17 protein-coding genes and 1 riboswitch are annotated in these 17,096 nt (G+C 48.3%); of the genes, 12 read left to right on the forward strand and 5 right to left on the reverse strand.

Annotated features, from left to right (window positions below; translation table 11 throughout):
- The first annotated feature begins 74 nt into the window (after nt 1-74).
- The 6 genes from G6R27_RS05600 (at nt 75) to G6R27_RS05625 (ending at nt 4,804) form a co-directional block, all read left to right on the forward strand.
- Nucleotides 75-1,586 (forward strand): peptide chain release factor 3, encoded by a 1,512-nt coding sequence (locus G6R27_RS05600; RefSeq protein ID WP_213820093.1) that lies wholly within the window; start codon nt 75-77, stop codon nt 1,584-1,586.
- 25 nt (nt 1,587-1,611) lie between these two features.
- Nucleotides 1,612-1,770 (forward strand): hypothetical protein, encoded by a 159-nt coding sequence (locus G6R27_RS05605; RefSeq protein ID WP_213820094.1) that lies wholly within the window; start codon nt 1,612-1,614, stop codon nt 1,768-1,770.
- A gap of 177 nt (nt 1,771-1,947) precedes the next feature.
- Nucleotides 1,948-2,370 carry a hypothetical protein gene (locus G6R27_RS05610; protein WP_213820095.1) on the forward strand — a complete coding sequence of 141 codons (423 nt, stop codon included), beginning with the start codon at nt 1,948-1,950 and terminating at the stop codon, nt 2,368-2,370.
- Nucleotides 2,367-3,638, forward strand: a complete 1,272-nt coding sequence (locus G6R27_RS05615) for an alpha/beta hydrolase family protein (protein WP_213820096.1) — start codon at nt 2,367-2,369, stop codon at nt 3,636-3,638. Before G6R27_RS05610 ends, G6R27_RS05615 begins: the two co-directional genes overlap by 4 nt.
- A 58-nt stretch (nt 3,639-3,696) precedes the next feature.
- A riboswitch (THF riboswitch) is annotated at nt 3,697-3,791 on the forward strand.
- Between the two features lie 32 nt (nt 3,792-3,823).
- Nucleotides 3,824-4,402, forward strand: a complete 579-nt coding sequence (locus tag G6R27_RS05620; RefSeq protein ID WP_213820097.1) for a folate family ECF transporter S component — start codon at nt 3,824-3,826, stop codon at nt 4,400-4,402.
- Nucleotides 4,403-4,501: 99 nt separating this feature from the next.
- A complete protein-coding gene (locus tag G6R27_RS05625) occupies nt 4,502-4,804 on the forward strand; it encodes a hypothetical protein (RefSeq protein WP_213820098.1) in 303 nt (100 codons plus the stop codon).
- Between the two features lie 60 nt (nt 4,805-4,864).
- Here the strand turns inward: G6R27_RS05625 and G6R27_RS05630 are convergent, their stop codons facing one another.
- From G6R27_RS05630 to G6R27_RS06405, 3 genes are all read right to left on the reverse strand, one after another.
- Nucleotides 4,865-5,569 (reverse strand): YczE/YyaS/YitT family protein, encoded by a 705-nt coding sequence (locus tag G6R27_RS05630; RefSeq protein ID WP_213820099.1) that lies wholly within the window; start codon nt 5,567-5,569, stop codon nt 4,865-4,867.
- A 67-nt stretch (nt 5,570-5,636) separates the two neighbouring features.
- On the reverse strand, nt 5,637-7,088 hold the full coding sequence (gene rlmD, locus G6R27_RS05635; protein WP_213820100.1) for a 23S rRNA (uracil(1939)-C(5))-methyltransferase RlmD: 1,452 nt from the start codon (nt 7,086-7,088) through the stop codon (nt 5,637-5,639).
- A gap of 8 nt (nt 7,089-7,096) precedes the next feature.
- On the reverse strand, nt 7,097-8,275 hold the full coding sequence (locus G6R27_RS06405) for a DUF998 domain-containing protein (RefSeq protein WP_213820101.1): 1,179 nt from the start codon (nt 8,273-8,275) through the stop codon (nt 7,097-7,099).
- A 196-nt stretch (nt 8,276-8,471) separates the two neighbouring features.
- Here G6R27_RS06405 and G6R27_RS05645 point away from each other — a divergent pair, with 196 nt between their 5' ends.
- Both G6R27_RS05645 and G6R27_RS05650 read left to right on the forward strand, forming a co-directional pair.
- Entirely contained in the window at nt 8,472-8,714 is a 243-nt protein-coding gene (locus tag G6R27_RS05645) for a helix-turn-helix domain-containing protein (protein WP_213820102.1), read from the forward strand.
- Between the two features lie 73 nt (nt 8,715-8,787).
- Nucleotides 8,788-10,908, forward strand: a complete 2,121-nt coding sequence (locus tag G6R27_RS05650) for an AAA family ATPase (protein ID WP_213820103.1) — start codon at nt 8,788-8,790, stop codon at nt 10,906-10,908.
- A 131-nt stretch (nt 10,909-11,039) separates the two neighbouring features.
- Here the strand turns inward: G6R27_RS05650 and G6R27_RS05655 are convergent, their stop codons facing one another.
- Nucleotides 11,040-11,531, reverse strand: a complete 492-nt coding sequence (locus G6R27_RS05655) for a hypothetical protein (protein ID WP_213820104.1) — start codon at nt 11,529-11,531, stop codon at nt 11,040-11,042.
- Between the two features lie 59 nt (nt 11,532-11,590).
- Nucleotides 11,591-11,884, reverse strand: a complete 294-nt coding sequence (locus G6R27_RS05660) for a GNAT family N-acetyltransferase (RefSeq protein WP_213820105.1) — start codon at nt 11,882-11,884, stop codon at nt 11,591-11,593.
- Nucleotides 11,885-11,971: 87 nt separating this feature from the next.
- Here G6R27_RS05660 and G6R27_RS05665 point away from each other — a divergent pair, with 87 nt between their 5' ends.
- The 4 genes from G6R27_RS05665 to cysS all read left to right on the forward strand — a co-directional run bounded on the left by G6R27_RS05665 (nt 11,972) and on the right by cysS (nt 16,901).
- Nucleotides 11,972-12,445 (forward strand): dCTP deaminase/dUTPase family protein, encoded by a 474-nt coding sequence (locus G6R27_RS05665; protein WP_213820106.1) that lies wholly within the window; start codon nt 11,972-11,974, stop codon nt 12,443-12,445.
- A gap of 5 nt (nt 12,446-12,450) precedes the next feature.
- Entirely contained in the window at nt 12,451-13,818 is a 1,368-nt protein-coding gene (gene radA, locus G6R27_RS05670) for a DNA repair protein RadA (protein WP_213820107.1), read from the forward strand.
- A 105-nt stretch (nt 13,819-13,923) separates the two neighbouring features.
- The gene (gene gltX, locus G6R27_RS05675) at nt 13,924-15,420 is read left to right on the forward strand and encodes a glutamate--tRNA ligase (protein WP_213820108.1); all 1,497 of its coding nucleotides are present in this window, start codon (nt 13,924-13,926) and stop codon (nt 15,418-15,420) included.
- 74 nt (nt 15,421-15,494) lie between these two features.
- Complete coding sequence (cysS, locus tag G6R27_RS05680; RefSeq protein ID WP_213820114.1) at nt 15,495-16,901, forward strand: cysteine--tRNA ligase; 1,407 nt, start codon at nt 15,495-15,497, stop codon at nt 16,899-16,901.
- The last annotated feature ends 195 nt before the right edge of the window (nt 16,902-17,096 follow it).

Here is a 17,096-nt window from a genome sequence, read left to right on the forward strand (position 1 = left end):
CCTCAGACTAAAAGCAGCTATCGCAGACATTTCGTCTAGCCCTAGCTGCTTTTTTCTTGTAGAATAAGAGTATTATGACAGACTTTAAAGAAGCATTGAAAACACGGCGAACCTTCGCCATTATTTCCCACCCCGATGCGGGTAAGACGACCTTAACGGAACAATTGCTCTTACACGGAGGGGTGATTCGTGAGGCGGGAACGGTCAAAGGCCGTGGGGCCAAAAAACTTGCCTCATCCGATTGGATGGCAATCGAACAGCAGCGTGGAATTTCGGTTACCTCTTCGGTTTTGCAGTTCGACTATGATGGCAAACGGATCAACATTCTAGACACCCCAGGGCACGAAGATTTCTCAGAAGATACTTACCGAACGCTGATGGCCGTTGATTCCGTTGTGATGGTGGTCGATGCCGCCAAGGGTATTGAGCCCCAAACCAAGAAACTCTTTGAAATTGTGTCAAAGCGTGGTATTCCGGTCTTTACTTTCTTTAACAAGATCGACCGAGATGCCCGTGCGCCATTGGACTTGGTTGACGAGCTCGAGTCAACGCTTGGAATTCAAGCCTTTCCGATGAATTGGCCAATTGGTTCCGGACAGATTCTGCAAGGCATCTACGACTTGCGTCAAAAGGAATTAATTCCGTTTAAAAATGCATCGGACCATCCAGAAGTCATGCAAGATGGGATGGACGAAGTCGAGTTGTTGGAAGATGCGGGAAATGATTTTGACACTGAAGCGGTGGCAAAGGGAAAGTTGACACCCGTCTTCTTCGGCTCCGCTTTGGCCAATTTTGGTGTGACGGAGTTCTTGGAGCAATACCTCAGCTATGCGCCACAGCCGGCCGGCATCGAAACGGTCGACGACGAAAAAGTGCTGCCTGATTCTGATCAGTTCTCTGCTTTTGTCTTCAAGATTCAGGCCAACATGGATCCCCGTCACCGCGATCGCATCGCCTTTGCCCGGATTGTTTCTGGCGAATTCAAGAAGGGGATGGACGTAACGTTGTCTCGTACGGGCAAAAAGCTCCGCTTGGCCAACGTCACGCAGTTCATGGCCGAAGAGCGTGAGAACGTGCAAGACGCTGTGCCTGGCGACATTATCGGAATCTACGATACCGGTAACTTCCAGATTGGGGACACGATTTATTCGGGAAAGAAGCCAATCACTTACCCTGATTTGCCAACCTTCACGCCTGAATACTTTAATAAAGTCATCGCTAAGGATGTCATGAAGCAGAAGTCCTACCACAAGGGGATCACCCAACTGGTTCAAGAAGGAACGATCCAGCTCTACAAGGCTTGGAATTCTAACGAATACATCCTGGGCGCTGTTGGACAGCTGCAGTTCGAAGTCTTCAAGTTCCGGATGGAAAACGAATATAACGTGGCCATCCAATTCGAGCCAATTGGTTCGAAGGTAGCTCGTTGGGTTGATCCGGAACAGGTCGATCAAAAGATGGCCTCATCGCGTAACTTGCTAGTCAAGGATCGTTATGACCGGCCCGTCTTCCTCTTTGAAAACCAATTCGCCATGAATTGGTTCAAGGACAAGTATCCTGATGTGGACTTGGAAGCCAAAATGTAAATGAATGTTGGAGGAAAACAAGACGATGTTAACATTCTTAGTCACCGGGAGTTTTTCCGGCAATCGGTTTCATAATAAGCTAAATGCGACCTTGGAAGATCTGCAAAACAATGGTCATGAAATCATTGATATTAAATATGCGCAATCGATTCGTCGCGTTTCGGCATTAATTTTGTATAAGTAATTTCATAAATAAGCAGTAAAAGAAGCATGATAACGATTGGTTGTCATGCTTCTTTTTTATTTTCTATACATTTTGAAGTTTTGTGTATAATACCACAATTTGTCAATGATTTTGTTTGAAATGATGCTACAATCAGGGCGGATAAAGCCTTTTATATCAAGGCCTGGAGGTTTTTTTATGATAACAAAAATCAAAAAAATGTTCAGAAAAAATTGGTTACTATTGTCGCTCATGATCGCAGCGTTAATGGCCGTAACTGTTTATCGTGGAGGCGTATATATGACAGTAAAAGCTGAAGAACAACATGTGAAAAAATTGAAGGCGGAAAGAGCATCGGTCTGTCAGATGAAAAATACATTTTCAGGAATTACTGAAATAAAGATAACAAGATGTAACTACCATCCGATGACTGGATTTTACGGAATGTATGCCATAGTCCAAAGTGAAGAATATGGGGCTGTCGATTTCGCGTATAGCTATGTTGAAAATGAAAAAACTTTGTCTGATTACACAGTTAAAAATCGGGATATTCAAAGAAAGGGAATAACTCAAAAAAAGGTTAGAGTCACTTACTCGAATGGTGAAAAGGAGGAAGTATGATTACTGAACGAGATTTTAACAAAGTATCTGAGCAGGCGTATTTACAAGACAAAAAGCATCCTGATTATGATATTAGAGCAAAAGAAAATGATATTAAGTCTTTTGGTGGAGACACTGATTTCAAAGTTCTCCACACCATCAATCACCGCAGCGGCATGCAGGCCATGGCCGTGGCGCCCATCGTCGATGGGCAGGTCGACACTAGTGAGGTGGTGATCGCCTATGCCGGTACCAACTCGAGCGATATACAAGATCTTGAGACCGACGTGCGAACAGTCGGGGGTGCTTTGACTCCGCACTCGCTCGTCATGGAAATTAAGCCGGAGACGCGTGTGTTTGGGCGGGCCTTGCGCTCGGTTCGAAAGTCGGGTCAGTTGCACGCTGCCGATGCCTTTGCCAGTCGGATTGAAACGGAATATCCCAATGCCAAAATCACGACGACCGGTCATTCCTTGGGCGAATACACCGGGCTGTACGTGGCCGCAGAACACCATTTTGAAAACGTTGGCTTTAACGGTCCGGATCCTTTTCACGTGCTTTCGCCTGAGGCTAAAAAGTGGGCGAAGGCGCATCCCGAGCGCTTGATGAACTATCGAAATCGTGGTGATTTTATTGGCAATTTTCGCGAAAACAGAACCGGTGCCGGCCTGCTGATTGACACGGGTAAAAAACTTGGTAAATTTTTGCGATACCACGATCTGCTCGCGTGGAAATTTGGCGCTGCAGGAAATTTACTCATTCCCGAAACAGAAGAGAATTTGTTTGCCAGAATGAAGCAGCGGAATCACGATAACTTTATCTTTTTCCAAGACAAATTAAAGTTTTTCCGTCTGGCTGAACGTCGCTTGAAGGCGCGTAACGGCGGAAGTTTATCGAGTAACGCGCAAATTTATTTGGACGATTCGAAAGCCTTGGCCGTGGTGGAGCGAGCGCAAAGTGATTTTGTGCAAATGACAAGTCAGATGATTCAGCTCTACCGCGTGGCCATGCAAGACGCTCGGCTGACCTGGGACGAAACGTTTAATCAGGCCCGTTCAGCGACCACGGAACTTTCGGATGGGGAGATTCGTGAGTGGCTAGGTCACACTGGCTTTACGTATCGCTCTGTCGTCAGGGATCCCTGTAACGAATATAGCGCTAACATTCGCGAGCTGGAAACCTTTTCCGAGCGCTTCTTGGACCTGCTAAACCAAATCCGTCAAAAAATCACTGGTCTGGTTCAGCAAGATGCTGAGTTGGCGGAGCAGATTCAGGGGTTGATGGGATAGTTCAGACGAAAACTGCTATAATAAAAGATGGTCCTTTTGAATAAATGGCCAAACAAATTATGGGGTAGGAACCCGTGCGTTAAGTGCGCTGGAAACGGAATGTGAGCCAGCGACGAAACAGGAATGTGCGGTGCGGGTTTCGCATTCACCAACAGGTGGACGCTCCTTTTAGGAGGTTCAATCATATGAACAATCAGACACGCACGTCTTTTAAACGCTGGGCTTTGCCCAAACTCTCGGTCCAACAGCTGGTTTTGCTGGCGGTTCTGATCGCTTTGTCTTTTATCTTGGGCAGGCTGTCGATCACGACCCAGATCATGCGGATTTCCTTTGTCTTTCTAGCGTCATCTCTGATGGGCAAATGGTTTGGTCCGCTCTGGACAACCATGGTCATGGTCCTCTTGGACTTCGTGAAGACCAACTTTTTCGGTGGCGGCCACTGGTCGCCGATCATGGCGATCGGGGTTTTGGTCGCTGGGCTGATCTACGGCGCTTTCTTCTACCAAGAAAAGCCCGATGCCAAAGTCGCCTGGTGGAAAGTCATCGTAGCAGTTCTTTTCATCACCATTCTGGTCAACCTGCTGATTAATACCGCGGCCTTGCTGGTGCTCTATTCGCCACACAAGTCCTGGTCGGTCTTCTTTTCGATGATGGCGACGCGTTTGCCAAAGAACATCATCTTCTTCCCAATCCAGGTGCTGATGACTTACTTTGCGCTGAACAATACGGTTGTTCGTGATCTGTCTAAGAAGTTTTTCAAATAAATAAACAAAAAGCCGTCCCTTCGTATTGAAGGGGCGGCTTTTATTTGAGCACGTTCGATCTCGTTTGGCCATTTTTCTAAATTATGATACTTTAGATGGATGATTAAGAAAATAGGCCAACAAACACTGTTCTTCACTCTTATTTACGCCATCGTTTTTGTCATCGATACCGTCGTTGAAGTCTTCTTTTTTAGCAAGGGCGGAGCAAGCCAAACGGTTTTCGGACTAAAGTACCAGGTGGTTGAAAGTACACATGCGCTTCAGTACCTGCATTTTTCCCTGCCAGCAGTCATTGTTTATCTGATTTTATTGCTTCTTTGGCTAGGGATTTACTTTAAGTTCATCAGAAATAAAGAGCTGCCCGACCCAATCGACGTTATCACATCTTTTTTCCTGACGTAACTTCGATTATCTAATATAAAAAGCCGTCCCTTCGTATTGAAGGGGCGGCTTTTTATCGTACTAATTTTGCATTGGAATATCTTTGTGGGACTTGTCCATGTTTCCGTGAACCAACGTTGGGAAGACGAAACGGTCCGCCCAAGCGATGATCGATCCCTGGCAAAAGAAAGCGAAGGCCGTTCCGATGTTCAGAGCGACCAGGGTGCCGGACAACAGCCAGCAGGTCAGCGAAATAAGGATGGCCACCACGAAGTTGGACATCTGCGCTTTCGGTGCGGAACCGTTGAAGTAAGAGAAACGCAGAATGTTGGTCAGGTCGTCGATCGGGTGCATGATGACGTTGACCCGTTGGTAAATCGAAATGCCGACGCCAATGGTCGTTAGTCCGATTAGGTCCACGATGATCTTAGCCCAGAGCGGATAGCCCGGGATCCCCAAATGATTGAAAAGCGTCGTGAAGACACCAGCCAAAAAGGAAAAGAGTACGCCGAAGAGAATGTTTCCGAAAAAACGCTTCCAATCGAGCTTACGGGCGAAGAAAATGTTGGCGGTTGCGACCAAAATCGAGGTCAGACCCAAGAAGATGGCGATCGGCCAACCGGTCAGTTTGGCCAAGTTGGCCGATCCGGCCGTCCAGGGTGCAGAGCCCAGGTTGGTCGAGACCGACATGCCGTTTCCTAAGGCATCCATGGTCAAAGATAGGATGAAGTAAAACAAAAATTGGCGGATGGTCAGTTCATAATACTGTCCATTACGGTGATCCATGAAAGCCTCCTTTAAACTTCAGAATGTGGCAAATGAAGACAAAACGTATGGTAACGCCAATGCCTGCTTAACGCAAGCTTAGCTTGACGACCCCTTCCCAACGGGGTGTCTGTGGGAACATGTCGATTGGTTGGATATAGTCCACTCGATAAGCCGAGTCCAAATCGCGCAGGTCCCGTGCCAATGTGGATGGGTTACATGAAATGTAGACGAACTTCTTCGGCCGAGCCTTCAAAATCGCCTGCTTCAAGTCGTCTTCCAGTCCTGGACGGGGTGGATCGACAACCAAAGCGGTTGGCTTAAAGCCGTCCTTGGCCCACTTCTTGAAGACACGATCGGCTGATCCGACTTCGTAGTGGGCGTTTTCAATGCCGTTTTCTTCGGCGTTCAGCTTGGCGTCTTGGACGGCTTCGGGAATGATTTCCATTCCGCGAACCTGGTTGACCTTGTAGGCCATCGAAAGGCCCAACGTTCCGACACCGGCATAGGCGTCGACCAACTGGTCATCTGGCTGCAAGTCCATGGCGGCCAAAGCGACCTCGTAGGTCTTTTCCATTTGCTCGTAGTTCAACTGCAAAAAGGCCCGTGGGGAAAAGTTGAAGGTCAGACCCAAGATATCCTCTTTTAAATAATCGTCGCCCCAGAGTTTCCAGGTTTCTTCTCCCCAGATGAGCGAGCTGGAGTCGTCGTGCAGGTTCAAGAAGAGCCCTTTGACTGCTGGCAATTCCTTTTGGATGTCTTTGACGATCAAGTCTTCGTCTGGCAAAGCATCGTCGGTGGCGACAATCGTTGCCTGTGCCAAACCTTCCTGGTTGGTGCGGACAATCAAGGTCTTGACCAGGCCCTTCTTGGTCTTTTCGTTATAGAAGGAAAGTGAGTGCTCGTCCAAGATCTGACCGAGCTTGCGGATGATCGACAGCGTGCGTGGGTCCTGAGTGGCCATTTCGGGCAGGTCGACCAAATCATGGGTGCCCCGCTTGTAGAGCCCAATGGTCAGCTCACCCTTGAGCTTGCGAATGGGCAGCGAGGCCTTGTTTCGGTAATGCTTTGGAACATCCATGCCCAAAGTGTCTAATATCTTGAATTGCTCGTAGCCTCTTGGCTTGAACTTTTCCAAGGCCTGGGCAATCAAGTCTTTCTTAAAGGCCAACTGAGCCGGGTAGGCCAAGTGGGCCAATTCGAAGCCACCCACCAAATCAGCTGCGGGATCTTCTGGGGTCACACGGTCTTTTGAAGCTTCGCGAACCGTCACGGTTTTGGCTTCCAAATACTTATCGGTCACCTTGGTGACTTTGGCAGTTACGACTTCACCGGGCAGAGCGCCGGGGATGAAGGTAATCTTCTTTTTGAAATAACCGATCCCTTCGCCATTAATGCCGAGCCGCTTGATCGTTAGTGGGAATTTTTGCCCGATTTTGACTGAAACGTCGCCTGCTGGACGGAAGGGGCGTTTATGCTGCGCACGGCCCTTTTGGTTGGGCCGTTTTTTTGGATTGAATTTGTGATTTATTTCTGACATGAGGACTCCTAATTGAGCGCTTTTAGATTAAATGAATAGGTGTTGTCTTTTAATTCGTAGAGTTCGTGGATGTTTTGCATTAACAACAAGAGCCAGGAAATCCCCATTGTGAGGATAAAGATTTCAAAGGCGGTTAGCGAGAAGTAGCGCAAAAGATAAAAGAGGACCGATGATAACATCATGCCAACAGCCGTGGCTAGTGAAAAGAGGTTGAATTCTTTGCTAGCATTTGGCAGGAGTAGCCGAATGCTGATCATTGGTAACCCGGTTCCAAGAATGAGGAAGTTAGCCACCGTATCGTGGGCAATGTGTAGGAAGCCAGGGTCGTTTGGCAAGGCACCGATGGCAAAGAGGCAAAGGGCGTCGAATGTCAAAAAGGCGCGCAATACGATTAGCCGCCAGTTTTTCGGTAAACGCTTTTGAATGGGCACAAAAAGGTAGTCAATCAAGGTTGCCCAGAGTAAACCGGCGATCATCAGGGTGGCGTTAAATGTCCATGAGAAGTCGGCCTTGGATGTGCCCAAGAAAGAAAAGTTGTGCTGCCACCAGAGCAGGCGGGAATTGGTCACCATGGCCACTAAGACGCCGCAGACGATGGTGATAATTAGCAAAAACATCATAAAGGTCGTCGAAACCAACGTGGCCGAATAGATCATGACATAGTTTTCGACTGATACAAATAAGAAGAAAATCAAGGTTGCGGTGAGCGAATCAAATGAAGCCGATTGGAAAAGAAAGCCGATGGCCCAAAAAAGAGCGACGGAGGCAAAGGCTTGGATCAAAGCAAAGGAGAAGAAGAGAGTTGGGGTAAGCCGAATGGCGGTCTTTTTCTTAATTTGGTCCTTTTCTTTTCTAATCGATTGGATGTGCGTGTAGATAAAAGTGGCCATCCCAGTCAGTTCACCCAAGGAGATAACCCAGGTGGCAATGGAGTCGGAGCCGGTTAAAGGCACTAAGTTTTCCTGTTGCCAAATCGTGTAAAAAGCAAAGCAGACAGTGGCCAAAATGGAGGGGATGATAAAGCGCCGAATCGACAGTTGTTGGCTCTGCTGTTCTTGCATTTTTTTGCTTGGCAAAACCTTAAAGGCCTGGTTGGTTAGTTGAATGTCGATCTGGTCGCCATCTTCTAAATGCAAGTCCGAGACGACTTGCTCGGGAAGTTCAATTTCAAAGCGTTTCTTTGCCACGTGTCTACCTCTTGAATAGGAAAAAAGCGAAAGTCGGCTAGGGTGATGATTGCCTGCCGACGTGATTACCTCTAGTTTACTGGATCAAAATCAAAATAGATATAGCATGCTTGTGTTATGTCATATATGTGCTATACTAAAAGTCAAGGAGGTTACAGGATGGTTAAGAATGTGACAGAACGTGAGGGGGACAGAAATGGTCCAATTCAATATTAAACGCTACTTAGATGATAAGTCACTGACGATTTACCGAGTTTCGAAGAACTCAGGTTATGGTTACACGACCATCCACCGGTCCTTTAACAAGGCGCAGTCGAAAGCGACGTCGATGAACGTCCGCGATTTGGATGCTCTAGCCAAAGCCCAACACATTCAGATGTGGCAAGTGCTTCGTGAACTAGAAGATGGCTATCGGCAGCATAAAGAAGTAGATGACTGATTGGTAATACTCCGCTTGGCTAAAAAAGAAGTGGCCAAGACAAGAATAAGATTAGATAAGGGAAGGTAAGATTATGGCATACCAAAATGATCCTTTTAACTCAGATATGAATGATATTTTTAATAACATGATGGGCGGCCTCGGCGGCATGAATTCTGAAAACCGTCGTTATCTCATTAATGGACGCGAAGTGACGCCTGAAGAATTCGCCCAATACAAGCAAACAGGAAAGTTACCAAATATGGACCAAGCACAGACTGCTGGTAACGGTCGGGCTAGTCAGCAAGCCGGTAAGATCAAGCAAGACGGCATGCTGGCAAAGCTTGGTCGTAATTTGACGCAAGAAGCCAAAGACGGTTTGCTCGATCCTGTGATCGGACGGAATAAGGAAATTCAAGAAACGGCTGAAATTTTGTCTCGTCGTACAAAGAACAACCCAGTTCTAGTCGGTGATGCTGGTGTTGGTAAGACGGCGGTTATCGAAGGCTTGGCACAAGCCATTGTGGCCGGTGACGTACCTGCCGCTATCCAAGACAAGCAAATTTACTCGATTGACATTTCCCAATTGGAAGCTGGTACGCAATACCGTGGCGCCTTCGAAGAAAACGTGCAAAAGCTGATTGACGAAGTCAAGAAGGCCGGTAATGTCGTGCTCTTCTTTGATGAAATCCACCAAATCTTAGGGGCTGGTTCGACCGGAGATGGTGAAGGTGGCAAAGGGTTGGCCGATATTTTGAAGCCAGCTTTGTCCCGTGGTGAATTGTCCTTGATTGGTGCCACCACCCAAGATGAATACCGGAACACCATTTTGAAGAACGCGGCCTTGGCTCGTCGGTTTAATGAAGTCAAGGTGAACGCCCCTTCTGCAGAAGACACGTTGAAGATTTTGCAGGGCATTGCGCCATTGTACGAAAAGCACCACAACGTGGCGTTGCCAGAAGACGTCTTGAAGGCCGCCGTGGATTACTCGATCCAGTACATTCCACAGCGTTCATTGCCTGATAAGGCCATCGACTTGATCGATATGACGGCGGCTCATTTGTCAGCCAAGAACCCAGCAACCGACAAGGTTTCCTTGGAGAAGAAGCTGGAGACTTTGCAAGCTGAACAAGACCGCGTCGTTGCTGAAGAAGATTACGAAAAGGCCTTGTCCATCAAAAAGCAAATCAAGGACATTAAGCACGAATTGAAGGAAGCTAAGGAAGCCAAGAAGGTCACGGCCACTGCTAATGACGTGGCCAAGTCCGTCGAACGCTTGACTGGTATCCCCGTTTCACAAATGGGTGCTTCAGACATCGAACACTTGAAGCAAATTGACAAGCGCTTGGCTGGTAAGGTCATTGGCCAAGACGAGGCGGTGAACATGGTGGCTCGCGCCATTCGTCGTAACCGTGCCGGCTTTGACGAAGGAAACCGGCCAATCGGATCCTTCCTCTTCGTTGGACCTACCGGTGTTGGTAAGACGGAGTTAGCAAAGCAATTGGCCAAGGATCTCTTTGGAACCAAGGAGTCGATTATCCGTTTGGATATGTCAGAATACTCTGACCAGACCGCTGTTTCAAAGCTGATCGGGGCCACTGCCGGATACGTTGGCTATGACGACAACGCCCACACCTTGACCGAAAAGGTTCGTCGGAACCCTTACTCCATTGTTTTGTTGGACGAAATTGAAAAGGCTAACCCACAAGTTTTGACTTTGCTCTTGCAAGTCTTGGATGACGGTCGCTTGACCGATGGTCAGGGAAACGTGGTCAACTTCAAGAACACGGTGGTCATTGCCACTTCTAACGCCGGCTTTGGTGACAAGGCCGTTGAAGAAGGGGACCTGATGGACCGTTTGTCGCACTTCTTCCGCCCAGAATTCCTGAACCGTTTCAACGGTGTTGTTGAATTCTCTGCGTTGACCAAGCACGATTTGAAGCAGATCGTCAACTTGATGTTGGACGATGTGAACAAGACTTTGGCCAAGAAGCACTTGAGCTTGACGATTTCTGATGACGTGAAGGACCACTTGATCGAAGATGGCTATGACGAAGCACTCGGTGCTCGTCCACTCCGTCGGGTCATCGAACAACAAATTCGTGACCAAGTCACCGACTTCTATTTGGATAACCCTGACAAGACAAAGTTGTCAGCCGACTTGGTTGATGGCAAGGTGGTTATCTCGGCGATCGAAGAAAAGAAGGAAAAGTAAGCCTTCGCTTGCTTTTTGATTCATAACAAATAAAAAACGCGCTCCCAGACGACTTCATCCTCTAGCTGGGGGCGTGTTTTGTGTGCAAAAAAAGCCGTCCAAACCCGCAGGCTTCAGACGACTAGAAATTCTTATTTGTTATCGAGATGTTTGGCCACCTGCTGACCGATAAAGTCGGCTAGGTTGGCGATTGCGAAGAGAGCAAGCACGAGAAGTAGGGCTGACCACCAAAGATCAAATGTTTTCGCAGGGATAAAATTCGCGAAAATCATTACACCAACATAAACTGGAAGAAAAACACAGAGCCAAGCGATGGCGGGGTGTTCTTTCACTAAGCGTTTCTTTTGGGGATGGCCCTGCTTTTCGCGACGCAGGTTCCATGCTGCTTGCACAAAAATGGAAAATATGACGAAAAAAGGGAACCAGAGATAACTGTGGCCATCTGGTTTTGGCGTAATCAACAAAATCAGAAGCGCAATTGTGAAGAGTACAAGCGTCACCCAAAAGGAAATCTGCACCTGGCTCATTTGCCTGCGAATCGGCTTCTTAATCAAATAGATGATGAAAAGCAGAAGGGCTGCTGGCAAAATGATTGGTGCCAGCATCGTGAAATCAAAAAACATAAAATCCTCTCAAATTTCTAATTGTTAAGAGTTTATCATACCCTCCAGAAAAAAGCAGGTTATTTAGAATCATTTTTGTAAAATGCGACATCTTCATATTCCGATTCAAAGCGGCGGAAGAGCACCTGGGCATAGCGGCAATCCGGGCGCACTTTTTTGCCCTCGGAACGGGCCAGGTCGCAGACCGCATCGACCAGTTGTCGGGCGATGTTTTGGCCACGGAGGTTGGGGTCGACGTAGGTGCTGGTTAGGGCGAGAACCTGTCCGCCTTCTTCGCCTTGATAGACGACTGCACCCAAGCGTTTGCCCTTTTCTTCATAGTAAAAGCCGTTTTCTTCTTTCAAAATGGTCATGGGATTCCTCCTTTTTGAAATGTGGTCGATGACGTATAATAATGGAAAGAACACTTTCGATTTTAACAGAAAAAAGGGGATGGACACATGGCAGCACGGGGATTTGAAGTCATTAGCAAGTATGCAGGAGCGGGGATCAACCTGCCACAACGTTCGACGATGCAAGCGGCCGGTTATGACTTTGAGGCGGCAGAAGACATTGTCGTGCCCGCACGCGGTTTGCAAGAATCACAAAAGCCAGTGTTGGTGCCAACTGGTATCAAGGCCTACATGCAAGAAGGCGAATACCTGCAATTGGTTTGCCGCTCATCCGGCCCAATCAAGAAGAAGCTGATCATGTCAAACGGGGTTGGCATCATCGATGGCGATTACTACAACAACGAGAAGAACGAAGGACACATTTTCTTCCAGTTCTTGAACTTTGGCGACGAAGACCTGCAAATTAAAAAGGGCGACCGCATTGGCCAGGGGCTCTTTTTGCCATTCCTCTTGGCCGACCAAGATGGGGATGCCATCAAGACGGTCCGTTCGGGTGGCTTTGGCTCAACTGGGGAGGCTTAAGCTAAGTGGCGAAGGCAAAAACACAATTTATCTGCTCCAACTGTGACTTTATCTCAGCGCGTTACCTCGGCCGTTGTCCGAACTGTGGCGAGTGGGGAACCTTTGTCGAAGAAAAGGTCCAGCCGGAGACACAATCGCGTAAATCCCGTGTCGGGATCGATGGCAAGGCGGCCAAGGTTGAGAAGATCAACCAGGTTTCTTTGGAAGAAACGCCCAAGGTGGCGACTGAGTTAAAGGAATTAAACCGAGTCCTTGGTGGCGGTGTCGTCGCTGGGACTTTGGTTTTGATCGGTGGCGATCCGGGAATCGGAAAGTCGACCTTACTCTTGCAGGTGTCTGGTCAGTTGGCCAACCACGGCAAAGTACTCTATGTGACCGGTGAAGAGTCGGCCACTCAGGTTAAGATGCGGGCCGATCGTTTGGCCGTTGGCGGGGATGACTTTTATCTCTACCCCGAAACGGATATGGAAGCGATTAAGAAACAAGTCGAAGAACTGCAGCCCAACTACCTGATCATCGATTCCGTGCAGACCATGCAGGAACCGGATTTGACGTCACCAATCGGATCGGTTGCCCAAATTCGGGAAGTAACCGCTGATTTGTTGCAGATTGCAAAGACCAACAATATCTCGGTTTTCATCGTTGGTCACGTGACCAAGGGTGGCGCCATTGCCGGGCCAAAGATTTTGGAACACATGGTTGATACGGTGCTCTACTTTGAAGGAGACCGTCACTACAAGTACCGCATTCTGCGGGCGGTCAAGAACCGTTTTGGTGCCACTAACGAATTGGGTATCTTTGAAATGCGTGACAAGGGCTTGGCTGAGGTGGCCAATCCGTCCGAGATTTTCTTGGAAGAACGGCTGGCTGGTGCCACTGGTTCGGCCATCGTGGCGACCCTTGAGGGCGAGCGGCCCATTTTGGTCGAGTTGCAGGCCCTGGTCACGCCATCGGTCTTTGGAAACGCCCAGCGAACGGCTACTGGTTTGGACCGCAACCGGGTGTCTCTGATCATGGCCGTTTTGGAAAAACGGGCCAATCTGTTGTTGCAGAACCAGGACGCTTATTTGAAGGCCGCTGGTGGTGTGAAATTGGACGAGCCGGCCATCGATTTGGCCATCGCCGTTGCCATCGCTTCCTCTTACCAGGATAAGGAGTCGCCAGCATCCGATGTCTTCATCGGCGAGCTGGGCCTGACTGGTGAGGTTCGTTCCGTTTCTGATTTGGAAGGGCGATTAAAGGAAGCACGCAAGCTCGGCTTTGCCCGGGCCATTGTGCCAAAGAACAACCTCGGTTCGATCAAGATACCGGAAGGACTCCGGGTTATCGGCGTTTCGACCATTAAAGAAGCTTTGAAGGTTGCTTTGGGATAAGAAACCTGCGATGAAATCAGTGGAGAACACTGAAACCAAGCACACTTTGTTGTATACTAATTAATAGAAATTTTTCAGCTAAGCTGACTGAGGAGAACAGAATTCATGACTGACGACTTTCGCGTCCGCTATGCCCCATCACCAACGGGCTACTTGCACATTGGAAACGCCCGAACGGCTTTGTTTAACTGGCTTTTTGCCCGCCATTACAACGGTACTTTTGTCATCCGTATCGAAGACACGGATGCTTCTCGTAACATCGAAGATGGCGAAAAGTCACAGCTCGACAACCTGAAGTGGTTGGGCTTGGACTGGGACGAATCACCAGAAAACCCAGGCGAATATGGTCCTTACCGTCAATCCGAACGAAACGAGCAAGGCATCTACCAACCTTACATCGATGACTTGCTCGAACGCGGTTTGGCCTACAAGTCTTACAAGACGTCCGAAGAATTGAAGCAAGAACGCGAAGCGCAACAAGCGGCTAAGCAAGCGCCTCACTACGTCTACGAATACGAAGGCATGTCAAAGGAAGAACGCGAAGCGGCTTACGAAAAGTTCGAAGCACAAGGCTTGAAGCCAGTCGTTCGTATCCGCGTGCCCGAAGACAAGATGTACGAATGGGATGACATCGTCAAGGGCCATATCGCCATCGGTGGAAAAGAAGTTGGTGGGGATTGGGTGATCCAAAAGGCCGACGGAATGCCAACCTACAACTTTGCCGTGACGGTCGATGACCACTTGATGCAGATTTCTCACGTTTTGCGTGGGGATGATCACGTCTCGAACACGCCAAAGCAAATGATGGTCTACGATGCCTTTGGTTGGGACATTCCAAAGTTCGGCCACATGGCATTGATCATCAACGCCGCAACGGGAAAGAAGTTGTCCAAGCGTGACAACGACATCCTGCAGTTCGTAGAACAGTACCGCGAACTGGGTTACCAACCAGAAGCCTTGGATAACTTCATCGGCCTTCTGGGTTGGTCACCAAAGGGGGAAGACGAAATCTTCTCATTGGAAGAATTCAAGAACATGTTTGACGAACACCGTTTGTCAAAGGCTAACGCTAAGTTTGATCAAAAGAAGCTCGAGTGGATCAACAATCAATGGATCCGTCGCGACAAGGATCGCGTGATGCCACAGCTGATTGATGAGTTGGTCAACGCCGGCTTTATCACGGCTGATGAAGCCAAGACCAAGCACGACTGGTTGGTGAAAGCTATCAATGTGGCGGGTGTCGATGGTATTTCCTACACGCATCAGATCGTTGATTTGATGCGCGAGCCATTCTTCCAGTTGCCTGAAATCACAGACGAAATGGTGGAATACCTGACTTCTGAAGATGGCCGGAAGGTCTTTGCTGCTTGGGAAAAGGCCTACACGGACTTGCCTGAAGACACGGACGCTGCCACTTACATGGCTACTATTCGCGCCATCCAAAACGAACTCGAAATCAAGGGTCGCCCATTGTGGAACCCAATTCGCATCGCCACGACCCACCAAATTCAGGGTCCAAACTTGCCAGAGCTGCTCGAATTGCTGAACAAGCAAGACGTGCTCCAAACGATGGCAGATGTAAAGGCCAAGTACCTGGCCTAAGATCAAAAAAAGCGAGAACCGAAAGGTTCTCGTTTTTTGTTATAATAAGAAAAAACTTGTCAAAAGGAATCACCATGCAAACGGTCTATAACACTTACACGCTAGAAAAAGAACGCTTCACGCCCATCGAAGAAGGCAAGGTACGCTTTTATTTGTGTGGACCGACGGTTTATAACTACATTCATATCGGCAATGCGCGTTCTTCTGCTGCTTTTGACACGATTCGCAAGTATCTCGAGTGGCGTGGGTATAGCGTTGATTTTGTCTCGAACTTTACGGATCTGGGTGACAAGGTCATTGCGCAAGGGGAAAAAGAAGGACTGAGTGAAGAAGAGGTGGCGGACAAATACGCCGATGCTTTCTTAGCCGATGTGGCTGCCTTGAACATCGCACCAGCCACGACAAGACCGCGTGCCACCCAATATATGGAAGAAATGGTCGCTTTTGTCGAAAAGTTAATGGCGCAGGGACAAGCCTACGAAGTTAACGGGGATGTTTACTTCCGCACGGATCAATTTAAAAATTATGCGGTGCTTTCTCACCAAAACATGGCCGAGTTGAAAAAGAACGCAGCTGGGCGCTTAGATAACGAAGATCAAGAAGAAAAGGAAAACGACACCGATTTTGCCCTTTGGAAAAAAGAAGAACGACCAGATGTGACGTCCTGGCCATCACCTTGGGGACCGGGCCGCCCCGGTTGGCACCTGGAGTGCTCGGTTATGATCGATTCGCTGCTTGGTGACACGATTGATATTCACGCCGGTGGCATTGATTTGGCCTTTCCTCACCATACCAATGAGTTGGCGCAATCGGAGTCGTATCACGATGAACGCTTCGTGAACTATTGGTTGCACAATGGTTTTGTGAATGTCAATGATGAGAAGATGTCCAAATCATTGGGAAATTTTGTAACCATCCATGATTTGTTGGCAGATGACAACATTGATCCACAGGGACTGCGCTACTTCTTGTCAAAGACACACTACCGCCGCCCGGTGGCTTACTCGAGAGAACGTTTGGACCAGGCCCAACAGGAGGTTGATAAAATTTATCGCACAATGCGCGCTTTGGCCAAGGCAGCGGGGCCTGCTGGGGAATTAGATTCAACGACGGGAGCGCAACTGCAGCTGTTGGACGAACGGTTCATGGCGGCGATGGATGACGATTTTAACGTAGAAAATGCGCTGACGGTGGTGTTTGAGGGGCTGACTTTGGCCAACCGCACCCTGCAGGAGAAAAAGAATCAAAAAACGTTTGCACTCCTACGTGAGAAATTAGTGACTTGGTTGCATATTTTTGGCTTGGATGACTTTGAAGAAAAGCGGTCGCTGTCAAAAAAAGCACAAGCGATTTTGGAGGAAAGAGCAGCTGCCCGCAAGGAAAAGGATTTTGAAAAGTCCGACGAGCTGCGTGACCAGTTGAAGGAGATGGGGATCCTAGTCAAAGATGGACGGGACGGCCAATCAATTGAATGGATGTGAAATTTCCGGACAATATCAAATGCAAGGAATTGATAAAAAGGTGGAAAACGAACGTTTTCCACCTTTTCTTATCTAGTGAGTGTAAATGATAAAATATTGTGGATTTGCAAAAAAAGCATTGACCTGAAGCAGCAAAGACCGTATACTAATTATTGTTCCTTACGAGGGGCGGCGCTAAGCAAGTCAACTTGCGAG

Source organism: Fructobacillus papyriferae (assembly GCF_018437225.1).
In the GTDB taxonomy this organism is placed as follows: domain Bacteria; phylum Bacillota; class Bacilli; order Lactobacillales; family Lactobacillaceae; genus Fructobacillus; species Fructobacillus papyriferae.